This window comes from Jeotgalibaca sp. MA1X17-3 (assembly GCF_021513155.1).
GTDB lineage: Bacteria > Bacillota > Bacilli > Lactobacillales > Aerococcaceae > Jeotgalibaca.
In genome coordinates this window covers 1,930,062-1,955,251 of sequence record NZ_CP090983.1, presented here as the reverse complement: position 1 = coordinate 1,955,251, position 25,190 = coordinate 1,930,062, and the positions used below count along the sequence as shown (strand labels likewise).

Annotated in this window: 23 protein-coding genes and 2 pseudogenes; all 25 read left to right on the top strand. The window is 34.4% G+C overall.

Going from position 1 to position 25,190, the window contains the following annotated elements:
* Positions 1-71: 71 nt before the first annotated feature.
* The 25 genes and pseudogenes from LZ578_RS09810 to LZ578_RS09690 all read left to right on the top strand — a co-directional run bounded on the left by LZ578_RS09810 (position 72) and on the right by LZ578_RS09690 (position 25,147).
* On the top strand, positions 72-1,346 hold the full coding sequence (locus tag LZ578_RS09810) for an O-antigen ligase (protein WP_235145002.1): 1,275 nt from the start codon (positions 72-74) through the stop codon (positions 1,344-1,346).
* A 91-nt stretch (positions 1,347-1,437) separates the two neighbouring features.
* The gene (locus LZ578_RS09805; RefSeq protein WP_235145001.1) at positions 1,438-2,967 is read left to right on the top strand and encodes a lipopolysaccharide biosynthesis protein; all 1,530 of its coding nucleotides are present in this window, start codon (positions 1,438-1,440) and stop codon (positions 2,965-2,967) included.
* Positions 2,968-2,989: 22 nt separating this feature from the next.
* Positions 2,990-3,439: a coenzyme F420 hydrogenase/dehydrogenase beta subunit N-terminal domain-containing protein gene (locus LZ578_RS09800; RefSeq protein WP_235145000.1), complete on the top strand. Its 450-nt coding sequence runs from the start codon at positions 2,990-2,992 to the stop codon at positions 3,437-3,439.
* A complete protein-coding gene (locus LZ578_RS09795; protein ID WP_235144999.1) occupies positions 3,409-4,389 on the top strand; it encodes a Coenzyme F420 hydrogenase/dehydrogenase, beta subunit C-terminal domain in 981 nt (326 codons plus the stop codon). Before LZ578_RS09800 ends, LZ578_RS09795 begins: the two co-directional genes overlap by 31 nt.
* A gap of 515 nt (positions 4,390-4,904) precedes the next feature.
* Positions 4,905-5,651 (top strand): YveK family protein, encoded by a 747-nt coding sequence (locus LZ578_RS09790; protein WP_235144998.1) that lies wholly within the window; start codon positions 4,905-4,907, stop codon positions 5,649-5,651.
* 12 nt (positions 5,652-5,663) lie between these two features.
* Entirely contained in the window at positions 5,664-6,398 is a 735-nt protein-coding gene (locus LZ578_RS09785) for a CpsD/CapB family tyrosine-protein kinase (protein WP_396326672.1), read from the top strand.
* 5 nt (positions 6,399-6,403) lie between these two features.
* Positions 6,404-7,177, top strand: a complete 774-nt coding sequence (locus LZ578_RS09780; protein ID WP_235144997.1) for a tyrosine-protein phosphatase — start codon at positions 6,404-6,406, stop codon at positions 7,175-7,177.
* Positions 7,178-7,227: 50 nt separating this feature from the next.
* Positions 7,228-9,005: pseudogene (locus LZ578_RS09775) on the top strand (polysaccharide biosynthesis protein).
* 295 nt (positions 9,006-9,300) lie between these two features.
* The gene (locus LZ578_RS09770; RefSeq protein ID WP_235146446.1) at positions 9,301-10,260 is read left to right on the top strand and encodes an LCP family protein; all 960 of its coding nucleotides are present in this window, start codon (positions 9,301-9,303) and stop codon (positions 10,258-10,260) included.
* Positions 10,261-10,286: 26 nt separating this feature from the next.
* A complete protein-coding gene (locus tag LZ578_RS09765; RefSeq protein WP_235144996.1) occupies positions 10,287-11,237 on the top strand; it encodes an LCP family protein in 951 nt (316 codons plus the stop codon).
* A gap of 21 nt (positions 11,238-11,258) precedes the next feature.
* Entirely contained in the window at positions 11,259-12,278 is a 1,020-nt protein-coding gene (gene galE / locus LZ578_RS09760) for a UDP-glucose 4-epimerase GalE (protein ID WP_235144995.1), read from the top strand.
* Positions 12,279-12,458: 180 nt separating this feature from the next.
* Positions 12,459-13,340 carry a UTP--glucose-1-phosphate uridylyltransferase GalU gene (galU, locus tag LZ578_RS09755; RefSeq protein ID WP_235144994.1) on the top strand — a complete coding sequence of 294 codons (882 nt, stop codon included), beginning with the start codon at positions 12,459-12,461 and terminating at the stop codon, positions 13,338-13,340.
* Positions 13,341-13,397: 57 nt separating this feature from the next.
* Positions 13,398-14,564: a nucleotide sugar dehydrogenase gene (locus LZ578_RS09750; protein ID WP_235144993.1), complete on the top strand. Its 1,167-nt coding sequence runs from the start codon at positions 13,398-13,400 to the stop codon at positions 14,562-14,564.
* Positions 14,565-14,728: 164 nt separating this feature from the next.
* The gene (locus LZ578_RS09745) at positions 14,729-15,856 is read left to right on the top strand and encodes a glycosyltransferase (protein WP_235144992.1); all 1,128 of its coding nucleotides are present in this window, start codon (positions 14,729-14,731) and stop codon (positions 15,854-15,856) included.
* A gap of 16 nt (positions 15,857-15,872) precedes the next feature.
* On the top strand, positions 15,873-16,646 hold the full coding sequence (locus LZ578_RS09740) for a glycosyltransferase family A protein (RefSeq protein ID WP_235144991.1): 774 nt from the start codon (positions 15,873-15,875) through the stop codon (positions 16,644-16,646).
* A 20-nt stretch (positions 16,647-16,666) separates the two neighbouring features.
* Positions 16,667-17,689, top strand: coding sequence for a hypothetical protein (locus LZ578_RS09735; RefSeq protein WP_235144990.1), 1,023 nt, complete (start codon positions 16,667-16,669; stop codon positions 17,687-17,689).
* Complete coding sequence (locus tag LZ578_RS09730; protein ID WP_235144989.1) at positions 17,662-18,018, top strand: hypothetical protein; 357 nt, start codon at positions 17,662-17,664, stop codon at positions 18,016-18,018. Before LZ578_RS09735 ends, LZ578_RS09730 begins: the two co-directional genes overlap by 28 nt.
* Complete coding sequence (locus LZ578_RS09725) at positions 18,011-19,066, top strand: hypothetical protein (protein WP_235144988.1); 1,056 nt, start codon at positions 18,011-18,013, stop codon at positions 19,064-19,066. Before LZ578_RS09730 ends, LZ578_RS09725 begins: the two co-directional genes overlap by 8 nt.
* A gap of 19 nt (positions 19,067-19,085) precedes the next feature.
* A complete protein-coding gene (locus LZ578_RS09720; protein ID WP_235144987.1) occupies positions 19,086-19,838 on the top strand; it encodes a glycosyltransferase family 2 protein in 753 nt (250 codons plus the stop codon).
* A 30-nt stretch (positions 19,839-19,868) separates the two neighbouring features.
* Positions 19,869-20,993: a glycosyltransferase family 2 protein gene (locus LZ578_RS09715; protein ID WP_235144986.1), complete on the top strand. Its 1,125-nt coding sequence runs from the start codon at positions 19,869-19,871 to the stop codon at positions 20,991-20,993.
* Positions 20,905-21,776: pseudogene (gene rfbA, locus LZ578_RS09710) on the top strand (glucose-1-phosphate thymidylyltransferase RfbA). Before LZ578_RS09715 ends, rfbA begins: the two are co-directional and overlap by 89 nt.
* A 13-nt stretch (positions 21,777-21,789) precedes the next feature.
* Positions 21,790-22,356 (top strand): dTDP-4-dehydrorhamnose 3,5-epimerase, encoded by a 567-nt coding sequence (gene rfbC, locus LZ578_RS09705; RefSeq protein WP_235144985.1) that lies wholly within the window; start codon positions 21,790-21,792, stop codon positions 22,354-22,356.
* A gap of 3 nt (positions 22,357-22,359) precedes the next feature.
* Entirely contained in the window at positions 22,360-23,340 is a 981-nt protein-coding gene (rfbB, locus tag LZ578_RS09700; RefSeq protein WP_235144984.1) for a dTDP-glucose 4,6-dehydratase, read from the top strand.
* 25 nt (positions 23,341-23,365) lie between these two features.
* Positions 23,366-24,202, top strand: coding sequence for a dTDP-4-dehydrorhamnose reductase (rfbD, locus tag LZ578_RS09695; protein WP_235144983.1), 837 nt, complete (start codon positions 23,366-23,368; stop codon positions 24,200-24,202).
* Between the two features lie 15 nt (positions 24,203-24,217).
* On the top strand, positions 24,218-25,147 hold the full coding sequence (locus tag LZ578_RS09690) for a glycosyltransferase (RefSeq protein ID WP_235144982.1): 930 nt from the start codon (positions 24,218-24,220) through the stop codon (positions 25,145-25,147).
* Positions 25,148-25,190 lie beyond the last annotated feature (43 nt).

The following is a 25,190-nucleotide window of genomic DNA, read 5'->3' as shown; positions in this document are numbered from 1 at the left end:
TAATAGAAACAAAAATATATTTGAAAATAATTATGCACAAAAAAAGTATACATAATAATGGAGGTGATTATTTGAAAAGAAAATCAGAATATTTCTTGTCAATAATTGGTGTGATACTAGCTATTAATATCTATGTTTTTGCTACAGATAAAATACAGTTTTCTTATTTAATATTTTTTGTGATTTTATTAAGTTCGTTACTGCTCTTTGTTATAATAAAAGATAAAAAATTCGGGAATGAAATATTTATACCTATTTTATTTTCTATCTATGCATTAATCTCAATGTTATTTAGTTATGATTTTACAAGGGCATATAGGTATAGTTTATTTTTATTAGTCTTTTTGTTTATATATGTTATTTTATCTAAAGTCAACTCATGGCATGAAACTTTTTTAAGGACTTTATTTTTTGGGTCAATAGTGATTGTTTCTGGAACCTATTTTTCTTTTTTATTTCCTAATATATATAAAAATTTGATTTTCCCACTTTTTAATTTGGAAAATCAAATTGTAATGGAAGGGCTCATTAGAATGGGAGCACATACGGGTTTAACTAATCAAACTGCTCCAAATGCATTTCTAATTTCAATAGGAATTGCGCTCTTGTATAGCCGTATCTATTCTAAAATAGATTTAAAAGTATTGACAAAAGTTGCTCTAATAATATACTTGTTAGCTTTATCAATGACATTGAAACGGTCATTTATTCTTGCGAATCTTGCGAGTTTTATAGTCTTAACTTATGTTAAATATAGAACAGAAAATAATAAGATAAGTAATATATTTAAAGTTATAACTAGTATTACAGCTGTAATTTCCATTATTTTAATAATAAGTCCATTTGTACCAACAATTCAAGATACTATAAACAGATTTGGACTAGCAGAAACAGGGATTGATACCTCAGGAAGAGACCAAATATATACTTTGGGTATAAAAATGTTCTTGATTAAGCCGTTTTTTGGGCATGGAATAGATAGTGTTCCAACATTTTATTCTAACAATTTTGGTGTATATGAATTACAGCAAATGCATAATATTTATATTCAAATGCTAGCTGAATTAGGATTGTTTTTTGCTGTAATACTGTTATTTTTATTTATGTTTAATTACTATTTAGCGTATAAGACTACTAAGTATGCGCTTAAAAATAAAGACAAAAAGATGATATATATATTAAGTTCTTCATTGTATATGCAGACATTTTGGTTAATTTATGGCTTTTTTGGTAATCCTATAACTGAGCACACCTATCTTTTGATATATTTACTTTTTTCATCTATCACTTTATTTTATTTCAAAAAACAAAAAGCACTAGATAGGTTATATTTGGTTGGACAATAAAATTAAGGTCTTGTAAAATTCGAATGAAGAATAAAAAAGGAAAGTTTTTAAATAGATTTAAACTTATATGAGTTAGTTAAGGTGGAAGACATTGAAAAAAAAAATGTATGTTAATGAGTTAAAGGTTGGAGCAGTTTTGTCCTATGTTTCAATGGGTCTGGGTTATTTAGTATCTATTATATATACTCCAATAATGTTACGTTTATTAGGACAAAGTGAATTCGGGTTATATAATTTAGTAGCATCAGTAGTTGCTTATCTAGGGGTTCTGAATTTTGGGTTCGGGAGTGCTTATATGCGCTACTATTCTAGGTATAAAACCAAAGAAGATAACGAGAAAATTGAAAATTTGAATGGAATGTTTTTGATTATCTTTTCTCTTTTGGGTCTAATAGCAGTATTTGCGGGAACTATATTAACTTTGAATACTGAAGTAATATTTGGAGCTGAATTAACTAATACGGAAATATCAAGAGCAAAAATGTTAATGTTTATTTTAGTTATTAATTTGGGTGTTTCATTTCCTAATATCGTATTTACCTCTCATATAACTGCTAATGAAAAGTTTGTATTTCAAAAACTAGTTCAAATGATAAAAACAATAGCTAACCCTTTTGTAGTATTGCCTCTTTTAATATTAGGATATGGATCAGTAGGGATGGTTATTGCAACAACTCTTTTAAATGTAGTGATTGAATTTATTAACGCAATTTACTGTATTAATACATTACATATGAAATTTTCCTTTAAAAACTTTGATTTTAAATTAATGAAAGAGATGACCATCTTCACTTCCTTTATTTTTATAAATTTACTTATTGATCAAATTAATTGGAATGTAGATAAATTTATTTTAGGTAGATTCCATGGGACAACATCAGTTGCTTTATATGGCCTTGCAGCACAATTAAATACTTATTACTTATCAATTGCTTCTACAATGTCTAGTGTATTTATTCCTCGAGTTCATCGATTAGTGGCTAACTCAGATAATAGTGAATTATTAAAATTATTCACAAGAATTGGTAGGTTACAATTTATAGCGTTATCGTTAATTGCGAGTGGCTTAGTATTCTTTGGAAGACCATTTATAAATTTTTGGGCGGGTGCTAATTACGATGGTGCTTACCCAATTGTATTAATTTTAATTATTCCAGTTACAATACCACTTATTCAGAATATCGGGATAGAAATTCAACGAGCAAAAAATATGCATCAATTTAGGTCGTGGGTTTATTTTTTCATTGCTTTAGGAAACTTAGGTTTAACGATTCCCTTAGCCAAGATATATGGTGGCATTGGAGCTGCAGTTGGTACAGCAGTAGCACTTATTATTGGAAATGGTTTTATTATGAATTGGTATAATCATGTAAAAGTTGGACTAGACATGAAGTATTTTTGGAAACAAATATTAAGTTTTGTTCCAGCATTAGCTATTCCTGTAACTATAGGAATAATAATAAATATCTTCTTCGAAATAAAAGGTATTTTGTTATTTTTAATATTAGGAATAATTTATGTAAGTATATTTAGTATATCAATGTGGTATTTTGGAATGAATCAATATGAAAAGGATTTATTAGGGAAACCAATAAAAAAATTATTAAAAAAAGATAGATAATACAGGAAGATAGGGGGATATAATGAAAGTAGCTGAATTTAATGCAAAGAAAGTATTTAGCGAAGCTAGTGGGATCTGTGCAGTAGTGGATAACAATATAAAAATGGACCTTAACGAATATGGGTTGTATGAAGAAAGAGTATTACAAAAGGACGATTATGAGCTTAATCCATTAGTTCAATTGGTCTCCCCAAATCTAAATGAGGAAGTAAACGAATTACATATATCTCAGAAATTATATGAGAATATAGACGAAATAAATTACGATAAACGGATAGGATATTATACCTCATTATATGCTGGGCATGTAAATGAAGGGGATTATAGAGAAAACGCAAGTTCCGGGGGAATGGGGACTTGGATTTTTAAAGAACTTTTCGATAAAAAACTAATTGATGGTGTTATACACGTAAAAAAAATCCAGATAAAAGCAGTCCAATTATGTTCCAATATGATATTTCAAGATCAGTAGATGAAATTAAAGCAGGAGCAAAAACAAAATACTATCCAGTTGAATTATCAAAAGTATTAAAAATAGTAAAAGATACACCTGGTAAATATGCTGTTATAGGTATTCCAAGCTTTATCATGGCTTTACGTCTATTAGCTGAACAAGATAAAGTTATTAAAGAGCGAATTAAATTCACAGTTGGGTTGATTTGTGGACATCAAAAGAGTAGTAAGTTTTCTGAATCATTAGCCTGGCAAGTTGGAATCAAACCAGGTAATCTAAAACATATAGATTTTAGGAAAAAACTATTAGATAAACCTGCTAATAATTATGGTGTTGAATTAACGGGTATGATTAATGAAAAAGAAGTTACAATAATTAAACCAACAAAAGAACTTTTAGGTCAGAATTGGGGACAAGGTTTTTTCAAGCCAATTGCATCAGATTTTACTGATGATGTGATGAATGTGACTGCTGATATTACTCTAGGAGATGCATGGCTACCTGAATATACCCAAGATAGTAAAGGTAATAATGTTGTTGTGGTAAGAAATCCTAGGATTGATGACTTAATAAAAGAAGGAATTAGAACTGGAATGCTAAATCTAGACAAGGTTGATAACGAAACCATCTTTCGTTCACAAGAATCTCACTATAGACATACACATGATGAGTTAGCATATCGTTTATATAAAAAAGACAAAGTTAATAAATGGAGACCTTTAACAATAGTTCAATCTTCAAATGATATTCCATTCTTAAGAAAAAAAGTCCAAGATTTAAGAGAAGAAATCTCAACTGAGAGTCATATTTCATATAAGAAAGCAGTTGAGTTAGATGACTTAGATTATTTTAAAGATGAAATGGAAAAACTATCTAAAAAATATGTATTACTTTACAAGTTAATATTAATTCAAAATAAAGGTATGTTTGGCTCTGTAAAAGCAATAGTAAAAAAATGGGAACTATGAATTTATATAGTGAATAAAAGACAATTTTTTTAGTGGTAATGTTATGCCAAGGTTTCCTTGGAATATTATTTCGTTTACTCATAATAAAAGAGATAAAGTTTTGGTTCTCTTGATTAAAGTTCATTTCTTTTGGCAGCAAACTAATAAAATTTTTATTTAATGTGGGCGCTAAGATCAGTAAAATAAATGGTAATGTCATATTCGGTACTTATCGATTTAAATATATGTCTAAGAATCAATTCAAACCATTGATTCAGATTAATTTCGATATCGTGTATGCTTTAAAACGATGTTCATTTTCAACAAAAGTTCTACCAAAGATACAACTACACTGGTGGCGAGTACTAACAATGGTCTGCCTTCGATAAGGTTCGTCACTCTTACGTATTCTTTGGCAAAATTACATTTTGACTATACCAGAAATTGTAGATTTATTTGTCTAGCCTAATTTTATAATTAGTAGGTTTTCTGTTTTAAATTTTTTTGATTCAAAAAATTATATTCAGGAGGAAATTATGGAAGAAGAAATTTCATTAAGTGATATATTTGCAATTTTTAAAAGACATATGGGTAAAATTATAATTTGGAGTTTACTTGGTATTATCTTGGTAGGAGGATATACATTATTTCTTACAGTCCCACAATATCAATCTACTTCTAAAATTGTAGTTAACCAAACGCAACAAACAGGCCAAGCAATAACCAATACAGATATTCAAACTAACTTAAATCTTATTAATACTTACCAGAGTATCATTAAGGAACCAATTATATTAGAAGATGTTATCAGTAAAACTAAAACGGATTTTACTACTCAACAATTGAGTAACAAGTTGAGCGTTCAAACTGAAAATAGTTCACTAGTTTTTGGTGTTACGATTAAAGATGAAAGTCCCTATATCGCTTCTGACTTGGCTAATGCAATAGCATCAACTTTCCAAGAAAAAATTGGTGAGATACTGGAAGTAGAATCGGTCACAATTTTATCTCAGGCTATACCAAATCTTCAACCAGTATCTCCTAATATCATTTTGAATTTAGCAATAGGACTGATTTTGGGATTAATGTTAGGAGTGGGTATTGCATTTCTAACTGAATTTATGGATAAACGAGTTAAAGACAGTAAAATTATCGATGAAATTGGGTGGACAAACTTGGGATCTATTTTAGAAATGTCTGCTGAAGAATTAAAAGATACACGAATGGATAAAAAAGTAAAAATTAATAATACAGGAACATCGTCATTACGAAGAAGGGTATAGGAGGTGAGAATAATGTTTGGAAAAAACCAGAAAAAGAAAATACAAAAAATGAATCAACAACAAAAGCAAGGAACATCATTAATAACGATTACTAAACCTAACTCAGTTATTGCGGAACAATTCCGTACGATTCGTACAAATATCCAGTTTTCAATGATTGATAAAGAATTAAAAACAATTATATTTACATCTTCAGGCCCTTATGAAGGTAAATCGACTGTTGCGGCTAATATTGCTTCTGTTTTTGCCGATCAAGGTAAAAAAGTAGTTTTAATCGATGCAGATATGCGGAAACCCACTGTTTTTAAAACATTTAACCTTCAGAATACCATGGGATTGAGCACCTTAATTTCTTCGCGCAGCACCCAAGTTCAAGATGTTGTTCAACATATGGAGGAAGCAGGACTTGATATCATTACGAGTGGCCCTGTTCCACCTAATCCTTCAGAGTTATTAAATTCAAATCGAATGAATGATTTGATAAAAGAACTGGAAGAAATATATGATTTAGTGTTGTTCGATATGCCACCGGTTGTTTCTGTAACGGACGCACAAATTATGGCAACTAAAACAGATGGAGTTGTCTTTGTAGTAAGAAGAAATATTGCACAGAAGGAAGATGTGAAGCATGCGAAAGAATTATTGGACATGGTTCATGCAAATGTTCTTGGTGTAGTCTTTAATGGAGCAGAAAAGAAATCAGATCGTTCTTATTCCTACTATGGGTATGGATATGATGAGGAGTGAGGAAAATGATTGATATTCACAGCCACATCCTTTTTGGTATTGATGATGGAGCAAGAACATTAGAGGATTCCATAGCAATGGCTGAATTAGCTGTTGCGGAAGGAATCACTCATTTATTAGCAACGCCACACCATAAGAATGGAAAGTTTGAAAACTATAAAAAAAGTATCCTAAAACAAGTTGACCTGCTTCAAAGTGAATTAGATCAGCGCAATATAAATTTAACGGTATTTCCTGGACAAGAAGTTCGACTTCATGGAGAAATCATAGAAGCAATTCAGGCGGACGAGATTCTTTTTGCTGATGAGAGTCATCGGTATTTACTAATTGAATTTCCAACCCTGTCGATTCCGCATTATGCTGAGTCGCTTTTTTTTCAATTATTGCAACAAGGGATTACACCGGTCATTGTTCATCCAGAACGGAATCAAGAAATTATCGAAAATCCTACTATTCTTTTAGATTTTGTTGAAAAAGGGGTTTTGAGCCAATTAACCGCAAGTAGTTACGTAGGTGTGTTTGGCAAAGAAATTGCGACACTAAGTAAGCAGTTTATAGAAGCTGATTTGGTTCATTTTTTAGCATCTGACGCGCACAATACACGTGGACGTTCCTTCCATATGAAAGAAGGCTTTGAAAAGTTAGAAAAAGAATTTGGAACTGAAAAGGCTGAATGGTTTAAACAAAATGCTAAAGATTTGGTGAATGGCGACGATGTGGATATTGGAAACCCAAAAGAAGTAAAAAAGAAAAAGGGTTTGTTTAATTTCTTTAAGTAAGGGAGTGTTTGGGAGTGCAATTATCACGAAGACAAAAAGCAGCAATCTTAATGTCGGTAGATTCATTGTTTATCTTATTGTCTGCTTTTTTAGCTCATTTTTTAATTCAAGCGTATGTTCAGCCAGCTGATTCATTTTATTATGTCATGATTGGCGTCTGTATTTTATCGTATTTACTACTAGGTGGGAGACATCATCTCTTTTCTAGAATTGTTCGGTATACAAGTATCTATGAAATATACAAGGCTGTAAAATTAATGACGATATCTTATATGCTATCTGGATTGATTACGATTCTTTTATTACGTATGGTAAGCTTTCGTTATATTTTTTTAATGTATGTGTTTAGCTTAGTACTTATTCCAGGATCACGCATTATTTGGCGTTTTTATTGTGAGTATAAAAGTGGGAAATTATTTAATGAAGTAAATAAAGAAGATAAGATTCGAACATTGATTGTTGGTGGAGGTGATGGGGGTCACTTATTCATTAGCAGTATCTTGAAGAATCCAGGTCCAATCGAAATTGTTGGAATTGTCGATAGAGATCTGGGTAAACAAAATTCATTGTTATATGATATTCCAGTTCTTGGAACGGGTGTGGATATCCCTAAGTTAGTTGAGAAGTATCAAATTGATCAAATCACGATAGCCATTCCATCCGCTACTTCTAAAGATTTAGAAAGAATTCTTGGATACTGTACTGACTTAGATGTGAAAATCAATCAAATGCCAAGTATTGAGGATGTCTTAAAAGGGAAGTTGAGCGTCAATCGTTTCCGAGATATCGATGTGGTAGATTTATTAGGTAGAGAAGAAGTGCAATTGGATCGAACACTCATTGAGGAATCGCTTCATGGAAAAACCGTCTTAGTAAGTGGAGCAGGGGGTTCCATTGGTAGTGAAATTTGCCGTCAAGTAGCAAAATTTGAACCGAAACGTTTAATCCTACTAGGTCATGGTGAAAACTCTATCTACTTGATTGATAAAGAATTAAAAAATTTATACGGTCGTGCGTTTGAGATTGTACCCGTGATAGCGGACGTACAAGATCGAAAACGAATATTTAGTGTTTTTGAAAAATTCAAACCGGACCAAGTTTATCATGCAGCGGCACATAAACATGTCCCACTAATGGAGTATAATCCAACAGAATCTATCAAAAATAATGTGTTTGGAACTAAAAATGTGGCGGAAGCTGCTAAGTCTGTCGGGACTGCTAGTTTTGTAATGATTTCTACTGATAAAGCAGTTCGTCCAACGAATGTTATGGGATCAACAAAACGAGTAGCTGAAATGATTGTGACTGGATTAAACGAACCAGGCGGAACCAAATTTGCAGCAGTTCGATTTGGAAATGTGTTAGGAAGTCGTGGAAGTGTAATTCCTGTTTTCCGTGAACAAATTGCCAATGGAGGACCGGTTACGATTACAGACTATCGAATGATTCGTTACTTTATGACGATTCCAGAGGCAAGTCGATTGGTTATTCAAGCGGGTGTTCTTGCAAGAGGGGGAGAAATCTTCATCTTAGATATGGGAGAACCGGTTAAAATTGTAGATTTAGCTAGAAAGATGATTGAACTCTCTGGATTTACAGAAGATGAAATTCCGATTATGGAATCTGAATTCGTCCGGGTGAAAAATTATATGAAGAGTTACTTGCAGAAGGTCAATTAGCTGAAAAACAAGTATTTGAAAAGATTTTTATTGGAAATTCCTCTACGTATAATATAAAAGAAACATTAGCATTTGTGGAGTCTTTACTTTTAAAGTCCGATGATGAAATTAGAACAGAACTGGTTGCCTTTGCGAATGAACATGAATAAGAATGGAGGAGGATTGAATCTTAAAGAAGATTCAATCTTTTTTTCTTTAGTTTTTTCTTAAAGTAAGGAATAGTACTTTTTTATTTTCCAACATTCCTATATACTAAAGGATAACGAGGTAAAGGAGTTTTATGTTTACCTTTTCTAAATAATCGGAAAGAGGCACATATAATTCGATGGATGAAAATAATAGAAGTGTACTAAATAAACGGAAACGACGAAACAGGTTGATTTTATATGTAAGTATAGGTGTTTTTTTAGTAGCCTATGCATTTTTTGGAAAATATATTTGGACGTGAATAACTCAGCTGATAAAGTATTTAATGATGTAGAAACAAACAATAAAAGGGATGAAGCCGTTACCATTGAAGCAACCCATCCGATATCTTTTGCTTTTCTAGGAATTGACAACGGTGCCTTTGGTCGCGAAGATGCAGGAAGATCGGATGCAGTTATTGTTGGGACGGTTAATCCAAAAACAAAAACAACAACCTTAGTCAGTCTTCCTCGAGACTCTTATACATTAATGGATGGCTATGAAATGTGGGATGACTCCCCGTTTTATGACAAGTTAACACATGCCTATGCATTTGGTGGAGCTAAAATGTCCATTAACTCTATTCAAGAGTTCCTTAATATTCCGATTGATTATTACGTAGAAATAAATATGCAAGGATTAGTAGATATTGTGGATGCTTTAGGCGGGATAAAAGTTAAAAGTCCCTTGACCTTTGACTATATGGAGCACTACTTTACTAAAGGCGAAACCCGTCTATTAAGTGGAAATGAGGCCTTAGCTTTTTCACGAATGCGAAAAGTCGATCCACAAGGTGATTTTGGAAGACAAGAAAGAGAAAAACTAGTTATTAAAGCGATCTTGGATAAGGTATTAAGTTTAGAAAGTGTGGTTAACTATCAATCTATTTTGTCTACGTTAGAAGAAAATGTGAAAACCAATTTATCCTATAAAGATATGAAAGCTATGCTGTCATCTTATAGCAAGTCCCTTGATAATTTTGAACAAGATAATTTGTTGGGTGAAGAATTATGGTTGAATGATATTTACTACCTATACGTTCCACCAGAAAATCGCTTGGAGCTTTCCAACAAATTACGTCAAGAATTAGAAATTGATGAAATTGAACTAGAAGATTTAAATTTATCGGATTATGATGAATCCTATATGGATGACTGGTACGAGGAATATGATGATAACGATGTAGAAGAAGATACTTATGAAGATGATTTATATTAGTCAGTGAGAGGAAGAGTGGGGAATATATGGAAGAAAACAGAAGAAGACGTCCACGAAAAAAGAGAACAGGATTAAAGATATTTTTAATGATTTTATTAGTCGGTTTGGTAGGTGTTTTTATTTACGTATGGAATATCTATAGTCACGTGGACCAAGCAACTGAAAAAGTTTATGAGTCAGTAGAAGTAGACCCGATTCGTGGGAACGCGATTGTTTTGGATAATGAAGAACCGATATCCATATTGCTACTAGGTGTAGATACAGGTGACTTGGGTCGAGTAGAGCAAGGACGATCCGATTCGATTATGGTTGCGACCATTAATCCATCTACGAAGAAAAGTGTATTAATGAGTATCCCTCGTGATACATATACAGAAATAATTGGTCATGGAACGATGGATAAAATTAATCATGCCTATGCGTTTGGTGGAACGTCTATGGCCATCAACAGCGTTCAGAACTTATTGGATATTCCGATTGATTATTATGTAACGGTCAATATGGCAGGAATTAAAGAGATCGTCGACGCGGTGGGTGGAGTTAATGTAGTAAGTCCCTTAACCTTTAGTACAGAAGGCTATCAATTTACTGCTGGTGAAACGACTCATATGGACGGAGAAATGGCACTAGCGTTTGCACGGATGCGTTATGATGATCCAGAAGGAGATACCGGACGTCAAGAAAGACAACGGTTGATTATCGAAGGAGTCATTGACGAAGCGATTAGTCCAAAAACGCTATTGAATTATCAAAAAATTCTAAGCTCTTTATCTAATAATGTACAGACCAATTTCCAAATGTCTGATTATATGGAATTACAAAGCAATCGATACTTGTCCGCTGCTGGTAATATTGTATCCGAACAAATTGGTGGATCGGGTTATACATTAGATGATGGAATCTGGTACCATTTCATACCGGATGAAGAATTAGCAAGAGTACAAGCATTGTTACACGAAGAGTTAGAACTAGACTAAAAATAATGAGGAGTTGTTATTGTGGCAGTTTTAGTAACAGGTGGAGCAGGGTATATCGGCAGTCATACCGTTGTGGAGTTATTGAATGAGGGCTTTGAAGTGGTTATCGTTGATAACTATTCAAACAGTAAGCCTGAAGTTTTGAATCGTATCAAAACGATTACGGGAAAAGAGGTTACTTTTTATGAAGCAGACTTACTAGATAAAGAAGCTTTAAAAGAGATTTTCGAAAAAGAAGAAATTGATTCGGTGATTCATTTTGCAGGATATAAAGCAGTTGGAGAATCAGTTGCGAAGCCGATTGAATATTATCATAATAATATAACCGGTACTTTGATGTTGTGTGAAGTAATGCGAGATCATAATGTGAAGAACATTGTGTTTAGTTCTTCCGCAACAGTATACGGGATGAATAACCCATCACCTTTGACTGAAAACATGCCTACAAGCGCGACAAACCCGTACGGCTATACAAAGGTCATGATTGAACAAATCTTGCGTGATGTGAACGTATCTGACTCTGACTGGAATGTCGCTTTGCTACGTTACTTCAATCCAATCGGTGCACATGAATCCGGATTAATTGGGGAAGACCCAACCGGAATACCAAATAATATTATGCCATTTATTACTCAAGTAGCTGTTGGTAAACAAAAAGAATTAAAAGTGTTTGGAAATGATTACGATACTCCAGATGGTACAGGTGTCCGTGATTACATCCATGTAGTTGATTTAGCGAAAGGTCATATTAAAGCGTTAGAAAGTTTTGCGGACCATAAAGGAGTTTCTACTTATAATCTAGGTACAGGAATTGGCTATAGCGTGCTCGATTTAGTTAATAATTTCCAATCTGCGAATGATGTTGAGATTCCTCACGTAGTAGTAGATCGTCGCCCAGGAGATGTGGGAACATGTTATTCAGATGCGAGTCTAGCCAAAGAAGTCTTACACTGGACTGCTGAGAAGAACTTAGAAGATATGTGCCGTGATTCTTGGAAGTGGCAAAAGAATAATCCACAAGGGTATAGTACAGAAAAATAATGATTTATGTGAGTAGCTATAAACCTTTTGAAGGGGCGTAGCTGCTTTTTTATTTGTGCGCATCGAGCAGATGATTTACTCCTACTCACTTGAACCATTTAAACTATTTTCCGACTCCCATTTTGATTTATGAAGATATTTGCTATAATAAGACTAAATGTGTTGGAAGGAAGGGTTCATATGCAAAAAATCAGAAAAGCCGTTATTCCTGCGGCAGGTTTAGGTACTCGTTTTTTACCAGCAACAAAGGCAATGGCAAAGGAAATGATGCCCGTTGTAGATACTCCAAGTATTCAATTTGTGGTAGAGGAAGCCATCGCTAGTGGAATTGAAGATATTTTGATTATTACTGGAAAAGGAAAGAATGCTATCGAGGATCATTTTGATGCAAATATTTCTTTGGAAAATAATCTTCGAGAAAAAGGGAAGGACAAGCTACTAGAAAAAGCTCAATCAACTACCATTCCTTCTATTCATTATGTACGCCAAGCTTATCCGCGTGGATTAGGAGATGCAATTCTACAAGCACAAACATTTGTGGGCGATGAACCATTCGCAGTTCTTTTGGGTGATGACATTATGCCAAGTAAAACACCGTTAACGAAAAGTTTAATGGATGTTTATGAAAAACATGGAATGGGTGCCGTCGCAACGATTCGAATTCCAAAAGAAAAATCAAGTAAGTATGGTGTGATTGATATTGAAGAAAATTTGGAAGAGGATGTGCATTCTATCCGTCACTTAGTTGAAAAGCCAAGTCCGGAAGATGCGCCAAGTAATTTAGGGATTGTCGGTCGTTATGTACTACCTCCAGAAATTTTTGATATTTTGCGTAACCAAGAACCTGATGCTGGGGATGAAGTTCAATTAACGGATGCTTTAGAAATATTAAATCAGACTTCACCGATGGTTGCTTATGAATATGATGGGATCCGCTATGATGTAGGCGAAAAATATGGCATGCTCGTTGCCAATATTGAAGTAGGACTGCAACATGAAGAGACTTCTGAAAAAATGCGGGAGCATTTAAAACAATTAGCAAAAGATTTGAAAAAAGCGTAATAATCTAATTTAGAATAGTCTGAAAATCTATTAAATAGTCAGGAAGAGAGATGCAAAGTGAATATAACAGTAGTAGGAACAGGATATGTTGGCTTATCAAATGCGATTCTTTTATCCCAAAATCATAAAGTGATGGCTTTAGAAATCGTAGAAGAAAAAGTTTCTCTGATTAATAAAGGTCGTTCACCAATTGCCGATAAAGAAATCGAAGAATATTTGACAGCTGGGAATTTAAATTTGGAAGCAACTACTGAAAAAGAAAAAGCGTATCAATATGCTGATTTTGTAGTGATTGCGACACCAACAAATTATGATGACAAGAAAAACTTCTTTGATACATCTAGTGTAGAATCAGTTATTGAAGATGTTCTTGCCTATCGTCCGAGTGCTACGATGATTATTAAATCAACTGTACCGGTAGGTTTCACAGACGAAATTCGTAAAAAACACAATACAGAGAATATTTTATTTTCACCAGAGTTTTTGCGTGAAGGAAAAGCTTTGTATGATAATTTATATCCATCTCGGGTCATTGTGGGTGGTAAGTCAGAACGTGCAGTGAAATTCGCTGAATTATTAGTAGAGGGTGCTTTGAAAGAAGATATTGAAGTGCTATTCATGGATTCTACAGAAGCGGAAGCAGTGAAGCTATTTGCGAATACATACTTAGCTCTGCGTGTTGCTTACATCAATGAATTAGACACGTATGCAGAAGTAAGAGGTTTAGATACTAAATCCATTATTGAAGGAGTAGGTCTAGATCCACGGATTGGGATGCACTACAATAATCCTTCTTTTGGATATGGTGGCTATTGCTTACCAAAAGACACCAAACAACTTCTAGCAAACTATGAAGACGTTCCAAATAATTTAATCCAAGCAGTTGTGGATTCAAACCACACCCGTAAGGATCATATTGCGAATATGGTATTAAAGAAGAATCCTAAAGTGGTTGGTGTATACCGATTGACGATGAAATCTGATTCGGACAACTTCCGTTCTTCTTCGATTCAAGGGATTATGAAACGGATCAAAGCAAAAGGGGTAGAAGTAGTCGTATTCGAACCTGTATTGGAAGAAGATACGTTCTATAATTCTCGTGTCATTCGTGATTTAGAAGAATTTAAGCAACTTTCTGATGTCATCGTGTCTAACCGTAATTCTAGCGACTTAGCTGATGTTGTGGATAAAGTGTATACGCGTGATTTGTTTCATGATAATTGATTTACAATGGCTACTCATGTTGATGAGTAGCTTTTTTTGTTATAATAATAAAATATATAGAATTAAGTTATGTTAAAGAAGAGCCTCTAAACGGTTAAAAAAATAGCTTTGGTATAGTATAATCATTAGTAGCATTTAAAAATGAGAAATGATAGAGGGAACTTATGAATAAAATAAAAATACTTCACTACATTCCAGGGTTTCATACTGGTGGAATTGAATCTGTATTTTTGAGTTGGTATAAAAATATAAATAAAGAAGAAGTAAATTTTGAATTACTCGTAAGAAGCTTTGATTCAGAATCGCCTATGTTGAAAGAATATTTGGAAATGGGGGGTGTTCTCCATACTCTACAGACTCCTTCTTTAAATCCAAAAACAATGTTAACTTTTCGAAAACAAGTCCAGACTTTTTTTAAAGAACATCATACTTACGATTTTCTACATGTTCATGTAGCAGATGATCCATTCGTAATTCCTGCTGCTCAAAAGATAGGAATCAAGAACATTGGAATTCATGCGCATACAACTGGTTATAACGAAAGTTACAAGAGCCAAGATTTAAAAGGAATGATCCGAAAAAGTAATATCAAGAGAGCAAAATACTATTTTGCATGTTCTCAAGAAGCTGCTGATTGGATGTTTCCCATTGAAATACGAAAGAAAAAACAAGTCCATATTATCCATAATGGTATTGATGCAAAGAGCTATGAATTTAATGAAGAAACAAGAGGTCAATATCGAAAACAGTTAAACCTAAAGAATCAGTTTACGCTGATTCATGTAGGAAGATTTTCAGAAGTGAAAAACCATCCCTTTATGTTGGAAATTTTTCAAAAGGTAAAGGTAAAGCATCCAAATAGCAAAATGATTTTTATTGGAAATGGACCTCTTTTCGAAACGATTGAACATAAAATCGAAGAATTAAGATTGAAGGATGATATTTTACTTTTAGGGGCTCGTGGAGATGTAGCAAAAATAGTACAAGCAGCCGATGTATTTCTATTACCTTCTCAATTTGAAGGGTTAGGTATTGCTGCAATTGAGGCACAAGCTGCCTGCTTACCAACCTTTGTTTCTGATCGAGTTCCACAAGACGTTGCTATTACTGATTTAGTACACTTTTTATCATTGGAAATACCAGTAGAAGAATGGGCTGATCAAATTTTGGAACATATTCATGATGAAAAACGTAAGAGTACCTACGAACAAATAAAAGAAGCGCATTACGATATTCAACAAACTACGCAAGATTTAATATTAGAATATAAAAATATGATTGATAAGGAATAGAAAAAGGGGTAAAACATTGAGTATACAAGTCTTAGTAGCAACGATGCACCAAAAGGATACGGATCTAATCAACACGATGAATATTCAATCAGATGCCATTGTAATTAACCAAACGGAGCAGCATGACTTTGAAGAAGTTCATTATGGAAATCATATGGCTCTTTTTTATTCATTCAAGGAAAGAGGGGTTGGGTTGAGTAGAAATAATGCTCTAATGCGTGCAACTGCGGATTATGCTTTATTAGCAGATGATGATATGGTCTACCGAAACAATTATCCTCAGATGGTGGAAGAGCAATTTGCAAAGTATCCAGATGCTGACTTGATTATTTTTAACTTAGAAGAAGATATTCCAACTCGTTATATCATCAAAGAACCCTTTAAAGTATCAAAGCGAAATTATATGCGATTTGGAGCAGCACGGATTGCGTTTCGGCCTGAAAGTGTTAAAAAGAACGGGATTTTTTTCCATCTTTGCTTTGGTGGTGGGACACCACATAGCAATGGAGAAGATACTATTTTTTTACGGGACTGCTTAGAAAACGGACTCAAGATTATGGCTGTGCCCGTTACGATTGCCAAATTAACCGAAGAACGAGAATCCACTTGGTTTCAAGGATTCACTGAAAAATATTATCGAGACCGAGGAGCACTGTTTAAGGTGCTATCACCGAGTCTATATCCATTGTTGATTCTTCAATTCGTAATCCGGAAGTATAAAAAAAACGAAAAGATGCCTTCTCGAACTCAACAAATAAAGTACATGTTGGCGGGCGCAAAAGAAATGTAAGGGAATGTTAGAGGTGAAAAATGAAAAGGTTAATTTTTTTAATGATTTTGTCTGTCTTTTTAGGAACTCAAATTCTAGCTATCCAAATAGGATTTAAGCTTTCTTTATATAGAATACTATTTTTAGTAATTGCATATGGATTTTTACTGATGGTGATTAATAACGATCAACGCCTGCGTTTTTATCCTCGAAAAGTTTCCAGTTCTTATACAATGTTTTATGGGTTTTGGTTAGTTTATTCCTTGTTTTCTATTATTTGGGCAGAAAATCTGGCAGGTTGGGCGAAAGCTAATGTCTTTATTGGAGTTGGAGTCCTCTCTATTTTCTTTATTCAATTGTTTGTAAAAGAAAAAAAAGACCTGCTCACTCTTTTCAGAAGTATTGGACTAGGAATTAGTATCCATCTTGTATTAGGTTTTTCTGAACTTCTTACAGGAAAATATCTGTGGGCAAGTGAACATTTTATTAATAAATATCGTCCAGAATCTCAAAACTTTTTGACACGGATACCCATCTCTATTTATCCCAATCAAAATGACTATGCAACTGCCTTACTAATGGGATTCTTCTTTCTATTCATTCTTTTTCGGAATGGCAAGAATGTTTTTGTGAAAATAGGTCATGCTGGGTTAATGATCAGTACTCTTTTTTTAATATATCAAACGGAATCCCGGGGTAATTTAGCAGCTGTGGGAATTGGCTTAACTACGATGGCCCTTGTCTATTTCTCCGAAGTCATTACGAAAAAAATGGTAATAACTGCAACTGGGGGAGCTATTAGCCTTGGAACGGTTGCTATTATTTTCAGTTCTACCATACGTGGGAAAATTTTGGAAATCGTTTCTCTTTTCTTAAGTAGTACGGAGTATGTTGATTATTCCAATCAAAACCGAGTAAACTTGATCAAAAATGGATTTAGCTTTTTGAGAGAAAGTTATGGATTTGGAATTGGTGCGGGGAATGTGGAGTATTGGATGAAAACTTATCCCCGATTTATTACGGGGGAATCAGCAACATGCACAACTGGTGGATGGAAATACTAACCGGTTATGGAATCTTTATATTTTTATTTTACGTGATTGTTTATGCAGGCATGATGATAAAGGGATATCACTATTATAAAACGAGTACGGATGGCTTTATTCGAAAAACATCACTTTGTATCATCGGATATTTAGCTGCATTTACTCTTTCCTCCATTTCATCTGCAACCAACATCATTAATGAATGGCAGTGGGTTGTTTTTGGTGTTATTATTGCTTTCTATGCATACTGTGAACGATCCGCATTAAAAAAGGAACAACAACCAATGCGAACACTACTTTCCCAAAATAAAACAATACATCAATCAACAGGAGGAAGTCATGGATAGTCATACATTATTAAGTGAATTTAAACGATTTATGAAACAAGAAAAAGGGAAATTACTTGCTCTTTCTATTACTTTCGCGATTCTCATATTCTTGGTTCAATTAATCCCTTTTGGAAAACATTATATTGCTGAAAATTTTACGGACAAAGATAAAAATAAAACAGAAACGTCCATTGAGAATCCAGCTATTTTTGAAGTATATATCGAATATGAAACCGGTAGTGTCTTTACAAATACATTGCTATTAGAAGAAGCTATGAAAACTGATAGCCATATTCTAGCTGCCGAAAAGGAAACGGGTATCGAAATTAGTGATTTATTAGATAAAGAAGATGAAACAGGTTACGTAAAAACTGCTCGAGATCGCGGAACATTGGGAGCTTCCCGAAATGAAGCCTCCAACATCTGGGTGGTCAGTGCAAAAGTAGGTACCGAACAAGAAAATCTAGAAGTAATTAATTATTTTTATAATTTATATCAAGAACAGGCAATTGATTTATTAGAAAATAAGCCATATTATATTTTATCTGAACCACGTGTACTTTCTGATGATGAGTTAAAGTCACCTGAAACACCTGTAGAACAAGATATGACAGGTGTGTTAAGTATCAAAAATCTCGTTCTCTACGCAGTAATTGCCGTTTTAGGAGGAACTGTACTTTCTACTATTCTTTTACTATTTATCCCTTTTACTAAAAAGAAAATTCAATATGCTTTCAACTATAGTTGGAATGAAGATGATACGTTCATTTTATTACTACATTTAGAGAAAAACGAACTAGAAAAAGTAGTGATGGTTCCTGCTACTGCTTCAAAACTATTCTTAATTCAAGAAGCAGCATCCCTAGATCAGTTGACTGATTTGCAAAATAAAGCAACTCAACTTCAAATTGAAGAAAGTATTGTCAATCTAGATACCACTACTACTGTAGAAGAAGTTATCATTTTAATTCAACCAAATATTACTGATAAAGCTTGGTACAATCAACAAAGAGAACTTTTAAAAATTTATCAGGCACCACTTAAGATTATTCAATTGAATGATTAAGTGCTAGAAAGGGAACTTCATGCAAAACAATCTTATTTCCGTGATTACACCGGTATATAATGCAGCAGCTTTTATTGAACGAACGGTTGAGTCCGTTCTCAATCAAACTTATAAAAATATCGAACATATTTTAGTAGATGATTGTTCAACAGATAAAAGTGAAGAGATTTTACGAGAATGGATGAAAAAAGATTCGCGTATTAAATACATTCGTTTAAAAGAAAATAGTGGTGCTGCAGTTGCTCGTAATACAGGGTTAGAACATGCCAAAGGTCAGTACATTGCTTTTATTGATAGTGATGATATTTGGAAACCTGAAAAGTTAGAAAAACAGCTTCAATTTATGCAAGATCATCAGTATGCTTTTACGTATACTAAATTTGAGATGATTTCTGAAGAAGGTGAAGTGGTACATACATCAGCCGAACTTCCAGATAAACTCAACTACACAGGACTGTTAAAAAATACAGCAATTGCTTGTTCAACCGTCATCATTGATCGAAAAATAGTTGGAGATTTCCGTATGCCATTAGTTCGTAAAGGACAAGATACTGCTACATGGTTACAAATTTTACGAAAACTTGATTTCGCTTATGGCTTGAATGAAGTGCTAGGACAATATCGACAAGTAAAAGGATCCATTTCTAGTGATCGTGTGGGAGCTTTAAAGCGTACGTGGAACACATACTATCGATTGGAAAAACTACCCTTGCCAAAAGCACTTTATTATTTTACCTTTTATACCTTTAACGCAATTAGACGCAGACTATAATGTTATTTAAAAGTTTGGAGAGAATCATCATTGAAATATAAAACAAAAAAAATATCTATTATTATCCCTGTGTATAATGCTCAGGAATATTTATCCAAAAATATAGAATCCATTCTCCAGCAAAGTCATCAAAATCTAGAATTGATTCTAGTGGATGACGGATCAAAAGATGACTCTGCTTCTCTAATGAGATATTATGGAGAAAGAGATTCACGAATCAAAAATCTTTTTCAAGAAAATAGTGGTGCTCCCACAGCTCGTAATTATGGGTTGTCTATTGCTTCAGGTGATTATATTCAATTTATTGATAGTGATGACTATTTGGCAGAAGATGCTCTTCTCAGTATGTTAACGACAGCTGAAGACACGGGCGCTGATATTGTAATGGGTTCTTATGATACGGTTGATGATGCAGGAGTATTCCTTAAAAAGATTTCTCTTCCAATTGAAGCTGGTTTATACAATAGAAAAGAAACACAACAAATCTTTTCCTTAATTCCACCAATGCCAGGCAATAAAATGGTTCGTGCAAGTGTACTGAGAGAAAATAATTTAGAGTTTGCGCCTTTTTTAAAGCAAGCACAAGACTTGAATTTTTATTTAAAGGTTTTACTTTTTGCAGACAAAATTGCTGTATTGGACGAAGTGGTTTATCATTATCGTGTGAGAAGTGGCAGTATTAGTCATACATATTCATTAGTAATTTTAGAGACGATTAAAAGCATTGAGGATGCCGAACAATTTTATGCTGAAAATGGAGTAGAAAATGAAGAATTATTTACAAACATCAAATTCTTTCACTATACCTTCCAGCTTCAAAAAGTTCCTCAAATTGAAAATAAGTTAGATCGTCGAAAAGCTCTAAAAACTTTCCAAGTTGAATTTGCAAAATTAAGAAGAGAAAACTTAATAAAGGATTTCCAAGGAAAAAAATACTTTATCAATCATGCCAAATTAATGTTTGGAAATTTATTTATTAGTAATACATATGGGAATTATCAACGGAAAAAAGCCAAAAAAATAAAATTAGTTAATCATTTCTTCAAAAAAGAATGGAGGAAGCTACATGAAAGGAATCATATTAGCTGGAGGAAGCGGAACTCGCTTGTATCCCTTAACGAAAGCTGTTTCCAAACAACTGATGCCGATTTATGACAAACCAATGATTTATTATCCCTTATCGATCTTGATGTTAGCGGGAATCAATGAAGTTTTAGTGATTTCTACGCCGGAAGATACGCCTCGTTTTGAACAACTTCTTGGGGATGGGACTGATTTAGGAATTACTCTTTCCTATGCGGTTCAAGAACAACCAGCAGGATTGGCGCAAGCTTTCTTGATAGGGGAAGAGTTCATTGGAGATGATTCGGTTTGTTTGATTTTAGGTGATAATATCTTTTATGGCAGTGGCTTATCCAACATGATGCAGCGGGCTGCATCTAAAGAGCAAGGGGCTACCATATTTGGGTACCATGTGCATGATCCGGAACGATTTGGGGTTGTTGAATTTGATCGAGATATGAAAGCCATCTCGATTGAAGAAAAACCAGAAACTCCGAAAAGTCATTATGCTGTAACGGGTTTGTATTTCTACGACAACGATGTAGTAGAAATTGCAAAATCCATTCAACCTTCCGAACGCGGAGAGTTGGAGATTACTGATATCAATAAAGCCTATTTAGAAAAAGGACTCCTTGATGTGGAAATCATGGGTCGTGGTTATGCGTGGTTGGATACGGGAACGCATGAATCGTTATTGGAAGCCGGAACGTTTATCGAAACCATCGAGAAACGCCAGAATTTTAAAGTAGCCTGTTTAGAAGAAATTTCCTATCGAATGGGATACATTTCCGAGAACAGTTGGTTGCGTTAGCACAACCGTTGAAGAAAAATGCCTATGGGCAATATTTATTGAATTTAGCTGAAATGGAACGATGAAAGGACCAGTGGTATGAACGTATTAACGACAACGTTACAAGATGTAAAAATGATTGAAACCGATGTGTTTGGAGATCACCGTGGTTTCTTCACGGAAAATTATACAAAAGAAAAGTTTTTTGAAGCTGGAATCGAAGTGGACTTCATTCAAGATAATCATTCTTTATCTGTGGAACCGGGTGTATTACGAGGATTACATTTTCAAACTCCTGGTAAATCTCAAACGAAAATGATCCGCGTAACCACGGGTGTGATTTATGATGTGTTAGTCGATATTCGAGTAGGTTCTCCTACGTATGGCAAGTGGGAAGGGTATATCTTGAGTGAGTATAATCACCGTCAACTCTTGATTCCAAAGGGGTTCGCCCATGGATTTGTAACCTTAACTCCCAACTGCAACGTGGAATATAAAGTAGACGAATATTTTTCCAAGGAGCATGATGGTGGAATTGCCTTTGACGATCCAGCTATTGGAATTGTTTGGCCGATGCCGATCGATCAACTCATTTTATCTGAGAAAGACCAAAATCATCCAACCTTAGAAGCGTTTGATAATCCATTCGTTTGGGAGGAGAAATAATTCATGAATATACTAGTAACTGGTGGCGCAGGATTTATCGGAAGTAATTTTGTCCACTATATGCTGGAAAAACATCCAGAAGATCACATTGTAAACTTAGATTTGTTAACTTATGCAGGTAACTTACCGAATCTAGCCGATATTATGGAAAATCCGAATCATACCTTTGTGCAAGGAGATATTCAGAATGCGGAATTAGTCCGGTATCTCGTTCAAACCCATGAGATTACGCACATCATTAACTTTGCGGCTGAGTCTCACGTGGACCGCAGTATTTTAAATCCACAAGTGTTTGTGGAAACCAACGTACTGGGAACGTTGAACCTATTGAACATTGCCAAAGACTTGGAGCTAGAAAAATTCTTGCAAGTATCTACCGATGAAGTGTACGGATCCCTTGGAGCAGAAGGGTATTTCACGGAAGAAACGAATCTTTCTCCAAATAGTCCCTACTCCGCAAGTAAGACGAGTGCGGATTTGTTGGTTCATTCGTATTACGAAACGTTTGGAATGAACGTAAACATTACGCGTTGTTCGAATAACTATGGACCGTACCACTTCCCAGAAAAGTTAATTCCACTGACGATTACCAACGCGATGGATGGGAAGAAACTACCGATTTATGGAGATGGCATGAATGTCCGTGATTGGTTGCATGTGAAAGATCATTGCCAAGCGATTGATTTGGTTCTTCGAAAAGGCAAAAAGGGCGACGTGTATAATGTCGGCGGTCATAATGAACGCACGAATAATGAAATTGTAGACCTGATTGTGGACTACATGGGCGTTTCGCGTGATTTGATTGAGTATGTAGAAGATCGTCTGGGACATGATCATCGCTATGCGATTGATCCAACGAAACTGGAAACAGAATTAGGTTGGAAACCAGAGTATACATTTGATACCGGGATTATAGAAACGATTGACTGGTACCTAGAAAATGAAGACTGGTGGCGTCCACTGAAAGAGCGCGCTCAACTATAAGAGTGCCAAAGAAAGGAACGGATGTATGTCTATTTTAATAACCGGAGCAAGCGGCCAACTGGGTCAGGAGCTTTCCCATTTATTAACCGGAAAAAACATTCCGTTTACCGGAATGGATTCGGACCAGCTCGATATTACCAACTCACAAGCGGTGCAGTCCTATTTTGATACAGAATCGCCTTCCTTTGTCTTTCATTGTGCCGCCTACACAGCAGTAGACGCGGCAGAAGAAGAGGGCAAGGACCTCAACTGGCAGGTCAATGTAGAAGGGACTCGAACGATTGCGGAAGCTTCTGAACGAGTAGGGGCCACGCTTGTTTATATTAGTACCGATTATGTATTTGATGGAACTTCTTTGGAGGAATATCCAGTGGATGCGCCTGTGAACCCGCAAAATGAATACGGGCGAGCGAAATTAGCTGGAGAACAAATCGTTCAAGAGCTTTGTTCTTCCTATTATATTGTGCGAACGTCTTGGGTCTTTGGTGAGTATGGAAAAAACTTTGTGTATACGATGTTGAAGTTAGCTGAAACCAGAGACCAGTTAACGGTTGTGGGAGATCAATTTGGTCGTCCCACCTGGACCAAAACACTAGCGGACTTCTTGCTTCATTTGATGCAAACGAAACCCGCTTATGGGATTTATCATTTGTCTAATGAAGGTAGCTGTTCGTGGTATGAATTTGCGTCCGCTATTTTGTCTGATAAATCTGTAGAGGTACAATCTATTCCCTCTGAGGAGTATCCACAAAAAGCATACCGTCCGAGACATTCGGTGATGAATCTAAGTAAAGCCAAAGCTACCCAATTTAACATACCAACCTGGGAAGAGGCACTACAAATATTTTTAAAATCAATTTAAAAAGGAAGAGATTAATTGGAAATCGGGATTGTCATACTTAATTATTTGAACTGGACTGACACATTCGAATGTATCGAGAGTTTGGAACAACAGACCAATCAAAACTTTCAAATTGTTGTAGTGGACAATGCCTCCAACAATGAATCTTTTGTGGAGCTTTCCAAACGATACAAAGATGTGGACCAAGTTCATTTACTACGAAATGAAGAAAATCTAGGTTTTGCTAAAGGAAATAATACAGGGATTTTATACTGTAAAAATATTTTAAAATTAAAAAATGTATTAGTGATCAATAATGATGTTATTTTTACAGATCCAGACTACATTGATTTTTTGGTCCATTATGATATTGAAGATTCAATAGGTGTTATTGGTACAAAAATTATTGGAGCAGATGGACAAAATCAAAATCCAAACTATTTTAATCCTAGTGTTAAAGCTGTTTTCCGTGAGTATAGTATTCCTTTATTACGAAAGTATCATCTTTCAGGAATACTAGATATGGGTAGAATGGTAAAAAAAGTAGTTAAGAAACCGAGGCCTACTTCAAATGTATCAAGAGGTCAGGAGTCTAGTAAACCGTATGTTCTTCATGGATCTGTTATTTTTCTAACAGAACATTATTTGAGTAAAATGAATGGATTATATCCAGAAACTTTCTTATATTATGAAGAAGAGATATTAGGTTTGGTTTGTAAAAAGTTAAACCTTAAAATGATCTATACAGATTTGAAGGAGATCTATCATAAAGAGGATCAATCTTCTCAAATGAGTTTCCAAAATCTAGAAGGCGTGAAATATAAGTTTGCTCGTGAGAGTGTCCGTACGGGTTTAAAAGTTAGTCGGATGTCGGCGAAAGAAATAACTACAAAAACTAATTCTTATCCTTATAAGTTTTTCTTGGAGAAAAAAGGAAAGACTACAAAGTACACCTTTCACTCGTAAAGTTTGAAAGGTTTTTTCTTTAATAATAATTTAATGAAAGAAA